Origin of the sequence: Lysinibacillus sp. BF-4 (assembly GCF_000743635.1) — a bacterium.
GTDB classification, from domain to species: domain Bacteria; phylum Bacillota; class Bacilli; order Bacillales_A; family Planococcaceae; genus Metalysinibacillus; species Metalysinibacillus saudimassiliensis.
The window spans coordinates 1-9,419 of the sequence record NZ_JPUW01000057.1; the positions used below are offsets into that span (position 1 = coordinate 1).

The following is a 9,419-nucleotide window of genomic DNA, read 5'->3' on the forward strand; positions in this document are numbered from 1 at the left end:
AGTTGGGTGGTTGGTGGTTAAGATAGCCATTTGGGTGGTTGGTTTTTTGACCAGTAGATTTCGCCAAGGTCGTGGTGTGTGTCGAAGTTGTCGGCAGCTACGTGGTAATGGAAATTGTAGTAGAAGCCGTCGTGTGGGCGGTTTTCCGTGCGCACGTGGAAGCGGATAACGTCGCTTGCGTCGTGCTGGATGTGAAACATTTTTTCGGCATAGCCGCCGCTTGGATTTTCGGTAATTGTTAGATTATCAAGGTCAGCGCAGTGCATAGCAATGGCTTCCTCAATTTTTGGGAAGATGTATGTATCAAAATCCTCACTAATTTTTGGTGCGATGCGCGTGCCAAATTTTGTGTACGCCTGCTCGCGTGCTACTTCCGTTAAGCTTTTTTCTTCTTCGACGACTTGCTCGGTCACCTCAAGCGGTGCGGCATAGGCAATCTCAGGGCTTGCAGCTTGGCTATTACTGCTGCCTGTCTCCCCAAAGTTATTCCAGATTTCGTGCATTGGTGTAATCATGCCTAGCGTTAAAAACGCCACTGTGATCATTACACTTTGCTTGAACCATTTTTTCATTTTCATCATCCTTTCTTTATTTTTCGAATGTTCTATACTATCTACTACGCAAAAGTGCGATAAAAGGTTTCATCATTTTCTATTTCATTGTACAATAGAAACGTAGAATTGTACGTTTTAAAGGAGGGCATTCACCATGTCAACAGTATTCGGAATTGGTTTCCTAGCATTATTAGCATACTTAACATCATTAAACTTCACAAACTAATTGTGAGCGCGGGCGTCCTTCTTTTGAGGGATTCCCGTTTTTCTTTTACGTTAAACGATGTTACACTACAAAAAAGGGGGTTTTTTTATGTTAATGAAGGAAACAAGCTGCCTCGTGCTAATTGATGTGCAAGGCAAGCTAGCAGAGATGGTGCACGATAGTGATGTGCTCGTAAAAAATATCGAGCGCTTGGTGCAGGCCGCAAAGATTTTTGATGTGCCTGTCATCTGGTTAGAGCAGTACCCTAAAGGCTTAGGCCCAACTGTCGCAAGCATTGCGGCGCATTTAGAAGGACAAACACCGATTGAAAAAATGGAGTTTGATGCCTGCTTAAATCCTGATTTTATGGTGCGCTTAAATGAACTCGACCGCAAACAAGTCGTAGTATGTGGCATTGAGTCGCATATTTGCGTATTCCAAACGGCGGCACACTTAAAAGAGCTGGGCTACCACGTCGAAGCCGTTGTGGATGCGGTATCTAGTCGCACCGCTGCCAATAAAGCGATTGGGCTCGACAAAATGAAAGCCTACGGCGTACTTCCTACCTCGACGGAAAGCGTCATTTACGAACTGATGAAAAAAGCCGGCACGCCTGAGTTTAAACAAGTATTGCCGCTTATTAAATAACACACTATAAAAGAAGGTCATTCCCGCCCGTTGGAATGACCTTTTGCATAAATGGGTTTATTTCGTTAATACGAGCGATACCTGTCTACACTGACGTTTTCGTTCAGCTAATTTTTGTTGAAACGCTTCTGAATGGATTTGATGATTATTTAGACAAACAGCACATTACATCCCTATTAGCCGTTTTTACTACATCTGACACTACGTTTTGTATCGCCGTTCTACTGAAAAGCGGCGTTTCATCTTGCATCGTTTTCAGTACCGCTAAAAGTTTGTTGGCGATATTTACGCAACGTTTGTACTTCTCTTGTTCGAGCTGTTGAACGGTTAGCATGCAAAACACCGCCCCTGCCTTTAACTTATTATATAAAAATATGAACTAGCAAAGCACGCTCTTCACTTCGTCTCTTAATTGATTATCCTCGTTATGCTACTTATTCTATAATTTTAAAGCCCTTGAACTTTGACATGATGTAAAGTTTCAAGGGCTTTTCATTTATAAGTAGGATTTTTCTAGTCTCATTTTATTTTTTCACTAAAGCTTTATAAGAAGCAAGAAATGACAGAATAGGACGGCTAATTTTATCAGCCAATACTACAGGAACCGCATTGCCAATTTGTTTATATTGCTCATTGAGCTTGCTATTTTTCGAAACCTTATTATTATCACCAGTAGCAAACTCAAACCAGTCAGGAAAAGTTTGTACCCTAGCACACTCCCTCACTGATAACCTTCTATTAAAATCTCCCTCAAAAACCCATTTATCTTTTTCTAATTTTTTCATTGGTTTACCTTCTGGATGTTGTGGAGCTTGACGCCCTGACGCTTGGATAGTAAAGGATTGTTCGTTCCATGTTTTCTTTCTATTTCTAGACATATACATTGAACTGTAGTCGCTAATAAAAACGTCGTTTGGTAGTCGTGGTAAATCACCTATAGCATCTTTCAAAGTCACATAGGGTATTTTACCCTCTCCATGTGTAGGTTTAGGCAGCTCATATTCATAATTATACTTTTCACTAATATCTTTTCTCACTCCAATAATAAAAACACGCTCTCTAAGTTGTGGCACTCCATAATCTCTAGCGTTAACTAAATGAGCAGTGACAACATATCCTGCTGCTGAAAAATCTTCTTTAATTTGAGCTAAAACTTGTCCGCCAGCCATAGTCATTAAACCCTTTACATTTTCAGCTATAAAAAAAGCAGGTTTAGATTGTACTAATGCTCTTATATAATGAATATATAAAAAATTACGAGGATCATCTAATAATCGAGGTCCTGCCGCACTAAAACCAGGGCAAGGAAACCCCCCCAGTATAAGGTCACTTTGAGGGAAATTAATAACTTTACGTATATCTCTTGAATCCTTTACAGCTGTACCTTTGATATTTTTCAAGTATGTTTCATTAGCTAAGGAATATAAATCATTGGAATAGACAATATTTATATTTTGAATCAGTTTTTGAAAATTCGCTTTTTCTTTTAACTTTTCATATACAAAGCTCTCATTATATTGTGAAGTAGCATGAGCAATTTGTACACCTAAATCTAATCCACCGGCACCACTAAAAAGAGAGACAATGTTTATTGAATTCGAAATATATTGCGCCTTATCCAGCAAATTCAACTCGAATAATTTAGCTTTCTCTGTAGCATTACGTTCAACGTAAAGACTTTCTTCCATAATTTTTTGTTGTAAAACATCATTAACTTCTTTTGAAGAGTAGGTTAATGAAGATTTAAAAGTTTTTTCTTTTAACTTCAAATGTATTTCCACCTTCCTAGTATCGGTATTTTAACATATATAATGTCGTTTGGCCAGTAACTCAATTTATGAGAGAATGAAGCAAAGTATATTAAAGGAGAAATGATAGTAGTATGGAATATCAAACAAACTTATTAGTAGCACTAAGAAATATATTAGAACGAAACTCCTCAATTCTCACTCCTCTTTTTCGTTCAAATGGAAGTGCAAACGTTGCTGGAGATAGTCTAGAATATTTTGTGAAGGATATGTTTTGCACAGGAGCTTCGCAGTACCAAATGGAGAATGAAAAAATGAGGATCTATAACCAATACCTGTCATGGACTGGTGATAGCAAACACTTCCCCGACTTTATTATAAAAAATGGTGCAGGTGTAGAACCTAAGAAAGTTAATGGTAAATCTAAAGGGAATATAGCGCTAAACAGTTCATATCCTAAAGATTACATATACCCAGATAGCCAAAACATCCCTAATACTACACTTTTAATTGAGGACGACAATTGGGATAAAAAAGATATAATTTATGCTGTTGGGAATCTAGATAGTACTAATAATAAATTATTATCCTTATGGCTGGTGAATGGTAATACTTTCATTGCTAATCGTAAGGTATATGAAAATTTGATTACAGAAATTAGAGAGGCTATAAGTAAAACTAACGCAACACTTCAAGACTCTAAAGAGTTGGCTAGAGCAATAGGTATTGACCCACTTAACCACGCTAATTTAAGAGTGCGAGGTATGTATGAATTAAAACACCCAGAGGCTATTTTCGGTACATATATTAGTGATATTGTGTTGCCTAAAGAGAGTACTAGAATTTATGTAGTAATGTTAAAAGATGATTTGGTCAAATTAGAATTAGAAAATGAAGACTTAAACGAGGACTTATGTACTTATTATAATCAAAAAAGGCTTTTCAGAAAAGATATTTGCATCCCTAATCCAAACAATATTTCTTCTACACTGGAAGCCGTTATCTTCTGTGCCTATACAGACTGAGTAATTATAGAGTTTGATGTTCGAGAGGCTATGTTTCAGTCACCTTCTGCAGATACTAACATAGGGCTCAAGCATTTTATTTTTCCGCCATCATCGTAGCATATTTGCGTTTTCCAAACGGCGGCCCACTTAAAAGAGCTGGGCTACCACGTCGAAGCCGTTGTGGATGCGGTATCTAGTCGCACCGCTGCCAATAAAGCGATCGGGCTCGACAAAATGAAAGCCTACGGCGTACTGCCTACCTCGACGGAAAGCGTCATTTATGAACTGATGAAAAAAGCAGGCACGCCTGAGTTTAAACAAGTGCTGCCGCTTATTAAATAACACAAAACAGGAGACGCGTCTCCTGTTTTTTTTCGAAGTAAATCGTGCTTATCTTCTTATTACATACAGGCATTGTGTTTGTGGTATATGCGACGTGAAAACAGGTAAACCCGTACTAATACTTAGCGCTACTTTGTTTGCGGGCTTATTGTCGCTCGTCATGTTGTTCTTTTTACTCATTGTCCTTGGCGCAGCAACTGTCACAGCTAGTGCGCTTGATCTTAAGTTTCATGCCAATGAACTCATTTTTGTTAGCATATTATACCTCGCCTACTGGGTAACTTTCGACAATATCGCAAGCGCGCTCGCACCTGACAGCATCGTTGGCAAACTGTGCGTGGCACTAACGAGAGTGCTCGCCTTCTTTTTGATTGGTTACGTTGCCAAGCTAGACGTGGCAGTTGGTATCGCCACGATTTTTGACGTACTTGATGTGCTGTTTATTTATCAAAAATCAACAAGTCAAGCATAAAACAAGCAGAAAAAATCTACTACTTTCTCTGCTTGTTTGTTTATAATTTCGCAACATCTTTGCGTTATACTAGGCTAAAAAGGAGTGAAAGCAATGACGACCATTTTAGTCGTGGAGGATGAAGCGGCAATTGCCGACATCCTTACTTATAGTTTGCGACGTGAAGGCTTTACAGCACTGCATGCAGCTACGGGTGAACAGGCGCTTGCCTTTGCACAAACAACGGCACTTGATTTGGTATTACTTGATGTAATGTTGCCTGATATGACAGGCTTTGATTTATGTAAGCAGTTACAACTGCCCATTATTATGCTGACAGCACGCGATGATATTACAGATAAGGTGCTTGGGCTTGAGCTTGGAGCAAATGACTATATCACAAAGCCTTTTGATATTCGTGAGGTTATTGCGCGCATTCGCGTACAACTACGCAAGCCAACACGCACTTCCCCTACACTCAACTTATCTAATAATGTAACACTGGATTTACGTGCACATAGCGTGTCACAACACGGTGAAGTTGTGGCGCTCAAGCCGAAAGAATTTGATTTACTCGCACTGTTCGCCCAACACCGCAATCAGGTATTCACACGTGAGGCGATTTTGGATACTGTATGGGCTTTTGATTTTGACGGTGGCTTGCGTACGGTTGATGTCCATGTTCAGCGTTTACGCAAAAAGCTTGGGAGTGGCATTATTGATACGGTCTTTGGCATAGGATACAAAATGCGATGAAGTTACAAACAAAGTTTACTTTTACGCTTGCCCTTGTTTTTGTAGCAGCGCTCGTGTGCATCAACTTTTTAGTTAACCAAACACTCAGTACACTACAAGCACGCACGTTAACCGAAAAAACCGTACAACTGCAACAAACATCTAAACGCTATATTATGCAGTTTAACGAACTTAATGTCACAAGCTCTCTCGTCGAAAGCCACGCCAAACAGCTAACACAAAACCTTAGCAATATGTACCGCCAAAGTGTGGCACTATACACTTTTGATGGGCACGTCTTGCACGAAACTGTACCAGCTACTAGCCAATTATTGCAACAAAACCCGCTTCCACGCAGTGCGCAATTACTCACCCTCGCCCAGCAAAATAAGGCAAGTTATTTGGTGACGGGTAATTATTTAGAGTTTGCCTACCCGATTTATATTTATGGTGAGCCTATTGGCATTTTGCATTTTACAGAAGATTATAGCGAAACTGCTCACTACTACAGTATGTTACATAAGACAGCCGTAGCTATGATTTTAATAATCTTTGCATTAATTTTCGTAGTCATTTTTGTATTAACGCGTCGCATTAGCACACCAATTACCGCGTTATCACAAGTGACTAAGCAGATTGCTAAAGGGCGCTATGACACACCGCTTCCTCTTGCATCGCGTGATGAGGTAGGCGAATTAACAAACGCTATTGATGAGATGCGCGCAACCATTTATACCGAACAACAAAAGCAAACACGCTTTTTTCAACATTTAACGCATGAATTAAAAACACCTATCGCAAGTATTTCGGGCTATGCCCAAATTTTAAGTGACCCTACACTAGAAGACCCCATCTTTCAAGTAAGAGCAGCGGTTGCTATTAAGGACAATGCCGATGATTTACATAGCCTTGTGCAACAATTACTACGCATCACAAAAGCCGAGCTACAAACGCGTACCTTACAACAAGTCGATGTATTAGCGCTTGTCCAAACCTTTACCGATGCAACAGGCTCCCCTCTTTTTATCGAAGGTAATTTGGAGGAGTTACGCATTTTGTTTGGCAACATTATCCGCAATGCACATCTTCATGGTTCAGATGTTGTAGTGACAGTGGATACTGTGGTGACAATTTCCAACGCTGCTCCTCCCATCCCTGAACAAGTGCTAGCCCATATTTTTGAGCCTTTTGTCCATGGTAACGAACCGAGCAGTAATGGGCTAGGCTTGTATATTGCTAAACAAATTATGGATGCCCACAATGGCGCTATTTCGTTTACTTATCAACAAGGACGTGCTGTCGTAACACTCGACTTTGGCAACAAATTGGCAACAACTGTGTGATATTTTGCAACAACCTTTTTATACACTAAAGTTGTGGCATTGAGGAGACAGTTAGTGAAGCTGACTGAGCCCTCTACACTTTTAGGTTTTATCTAGCTTTGAGGGCTAGCTTCTTGCGCTGTTTCGCTCAGTCAACAAAAAGCAAAAAACGCTTTTTTTGCTTGAGCTCCAACATCTTGCGAAGCTTTCGGGCCCTCTACACTTTTAGGTTTAGGAGGAGTTTTTATGAAACGTTTTAGTTGTATTATTTTATCTGTAGCATTACTTAGTGCTTGCAGTACAGAGGAGGCTAAGGAGCCCACAGTTATTACAGAAGATGTTCAGCTTGAGAGCGAGATGATGGATAACTCACTACAGTATGAACAAGGCAAATCTATTCTCTTACCACCTGAAGTAGATACGAATTTTATTCGCGGTGAAACAGCGTTCTTCATTAAGGATGAACAAACATGGAAAATGAACATCCATACGCAAAAACCAACACTCGCAAGTAAGCTACCTGTACGTAATATTTCAACGAGTGGAAAAGTAGGGCTTGCCTATAATAATGAAGATACCGATAGTGTAGAAGTAACTGCTGTTCATTTCGACAAAAATACGACACTCAATCTCGGTATTTTAGACACCTTTAGTTTAACTTTTTTGCAAAATGAATTGATTGGCTCTATTTTATATGACAAAAAAACCGAAAAATCGTCACTCGCAATTGTAGACACGCTGTCTGGTCAACGACTGGAACACGGTTTACCTGCACCCGTAAGTAATCGTATCATTGCCAATAGCTTGAATGAGTATTATGCAGAAGTGAGCGAGCCCTACTTTGCGCATTTCGATAAAAATGGTGACAAAACATTATTGCTTGAAGATGTGACTTTTTTTGATGGCGAGATTTTACCAAATGGTAACATTGTTTTTAATGGAAATGTAAAAGATCAAGTAGGCGTCTTTTATTACAATACAAAAGAACGTAAACTTTCCATTATTGCGGCAGGTGGTACATCCGAAATAGGTCAGTGGGTACCCTTCTTTTCCGTGTCGCCTGATGGCTCATTAATCGCAATTGATCAAACGAGTAAAGTAGATGAAGAGAATGAACGTCACTACCGCAATATTTCTGTAGCTGCTCTTACAGACAACGGGATTGGACATGCTTCGCGCATTGCAACAGATGTCTCTATAAATGGTACAACGTGGCACAATAATACACTTTACATCATTACAGACCCACCAGATGGTAAGGTTGAGTTATTACCCTTCACGTTTTAGCCCTCCCACTTCGTGGTATAAACTACCATGGAGGCGATAAGGATGAATCAACTATATATTAATGGGCAATTTGTGGAGAGTGCTTCAAGCAACACACTCGACGTCCGCAACCCTGTCACAGAACAAGTCATCACAACGATTACATTAGGTACGCCTGAAGATGTGGATACGGCGGTAGCTTATGCGGAAGCCGCGCAAGCAAAATGGGCAAAAGTAAATGCCGTAAAGCGCGCAAAAATCGTACAGCAGCTCGCCGTACAACTCGAACAACATAAACAAGAGCTCGCTCGTATTTATGTCGAAGAACAAGGCAAGCCGTTGAGCGCGGCCATTGGCGAGATTGACAAATCCATCGCCTATATTACGTATATGACGGGCCTTGCCCTGCAAAATAACGGTGAGGTGTTACAATCTGAGGTTAGCGACGAGCTTGTGATTTTAACCAAAAAACCAGTTGGCGTAACGGCTGGCATTATCCCATGGAACGCGCCAATTTTTGTTTTAATGCGTAAATTAATTCCGGCGCTTGTAACGGGCTGTGCGATTGTTATTAAACCAAGCGAAGAAACGCCACTTGGCGCACTGAAAATTGCCGAGTACCTCAACCATACCGACATTCCTAAAGGGTTAGTACACATTATTCCTGGCACAGGTGCAGACGTAGGCGACGCGCTATCTCGCCACCCTAAAATCGCGCTTGTGTCCATTACAGGTAGCACGGGCGCAGGTAAAGCGGTAATGAAGTCCGCTTCGACAAACGTCAAAAAAGTAAACTTAGAGCTTGGCGGCAAAGCACCCGTCATCGTGACAGCTAACGCTTCTATTGCAAAAGCGGTGCGCTACATCGTCAAAGCCCGCATTAACAATAGCGGACAAGTATGCACCTGCCCTGAGCGTGTTTATGTGCACCAAACGATTTATGACGAATTTTTACGCGCCTTAAAAGAAGCCATGGCAGCTGTAGTCGTGGGAGATCCGTATGACAAAGCAACCGAAATGGGCGCTATTATTAACGAAAAACAACTACAAGCCATTGACGACAAAGTACAACAAGCCATTCAAGGCGGTGCAACGCTTGAGCTTGGCGGTAAACGCATGGACCGCGTTGGCTACTTTTATC

Annotated in this window: 10 protein-coding genes; 8 read left to right on the top strand and 2 right to left on the bottom strand. The window is 40.7% G+C overall.

All coding sequences use genetic code 11. The annotated features are described in order from the left end of the window. Positions 1-17: 17 nt before the first annotated feature. On the bottom strand, positions 18-572 hold the full coding sequence (locus CH76_RS12595; RefSeq protein ID WP_036146977.1) for a YpjP family protein: 555 nt from the start codon (positions 570-572) through the stop codon (positions 18-20). Between the two features lie 295 nt (positions 573-867). Between CH76_RS12595 and CH76_RS12600 the strand changes: the two genes are divergently transcribed. Then, positions 868-1,407: a hydrolase gene (locus CH76_RS12600; RefSeq protein WP_036146979.1), complete on the top strand. Its 540-nt coding sequence runs from the start codon at positions 868-870 to the stop codon at positions 1,405-1,407. 524 nt (positions 1,408-1,931) lie between these two features. Here the strand turns inward: CH76_RS12600 and CH76_RS12610 are convergent. Then, positions 1,932-3,176 (bottom strand): DNA cytosine methyltransferase, encoded by a 1,245-nt coding sequence (locus CH76_RS12610; RefSeq protein ID WP_235190401.1) that lies wholly within the window; start codon positions 3,174-3,176, stop codon positions 1,932-1,934. 113 nt (positions 3,177-3,289) lie between these two features. Between CH76_RS12610 and CH76_RS12615 the strand changes: the two genes are divergently transcribed. From CH76_RS12615 to CH76_RS12645, 7 genes are all read left to right on the top strand, one after another. After that, entirely contained in the window at positions 3,290-4,180 is an 891-nt protein-coding gene (locus CH76_RS12615) for an NgoPII family restriction endonuclease (protein ID WP_036146982.1), read from the top strand. A 102-nt stretch (positions 4,181-4,282) separates the two neighbouring features. Continuing rightward, on the top strand, positions 4,283-4,504 hold the full coding sequence (locus tag CH76_RS13780) for an isochorismatase family protein (RefSeq protein ID WP_081892709.1): 222 nt from the start codon (positions 4,283-4,285) through the stop codon (positions 4,502-4,504). Between the two features lie 94 nt (positions 4,505-4,598). Then, a complete protein-coding gene (locus tag CH76_RS12625; RefSeq protein WP_036146984.1) occupies positions 4,599-4,976 on the top strand; it encodes a hypothetical protein in 378 nt (125 codons plus the stop codon). Between the two features lie 93 nt (positions 4,977-5,069). Further along, positions 5,070-5,711: a response regulator transcription factor gene (locus CH76_RS12630; RefSeq protein ID WP_036146986.1), complete on the top strand. Its 642-nt coding sequence runs from the start codon at positions 5,070-5,072 to the stop codon at positions 5,709-5,711. After that, positions 5,708-7,033, top strand: a complete 1,326-nt coding sequence (locus CH76_RS12635; protein WP_036146987.1) for a HAMP domain-containing sensor histidine kinase — start codon at positions 5,708-5,710, stop codon at positions 7,031-7,033. The genes CH76_RS12630 and CH76_RS12635 overlap by 4 nt, the downstream gene beginning before the upstream one ends. A 225-nt stretch (positions 7,034-7,258) precedes the next feature. Beyond that, the gene (locus CH76_RS12640) at positions 7,259-8,299 is read left to right on the top strand and encodes a hypothetical protein (protein ID WP_036146990.1); all 1,041 of its coding nucleotides are present in this window, start codon (positions 7,259-7,261) and stop codon (positions 8,297-8,299) included. 42 nt (positions 8,300-8,341) lie between these two features. Beyond that, a partial coding sequence (locus CH76_RS12645) for an aldehyde dehydrogenase family protein (RefSeq protein ID WP_036146992.1) occupies positions 8,342-9,419 on the top strand: 1,078 nt, incomplete at its 3' end.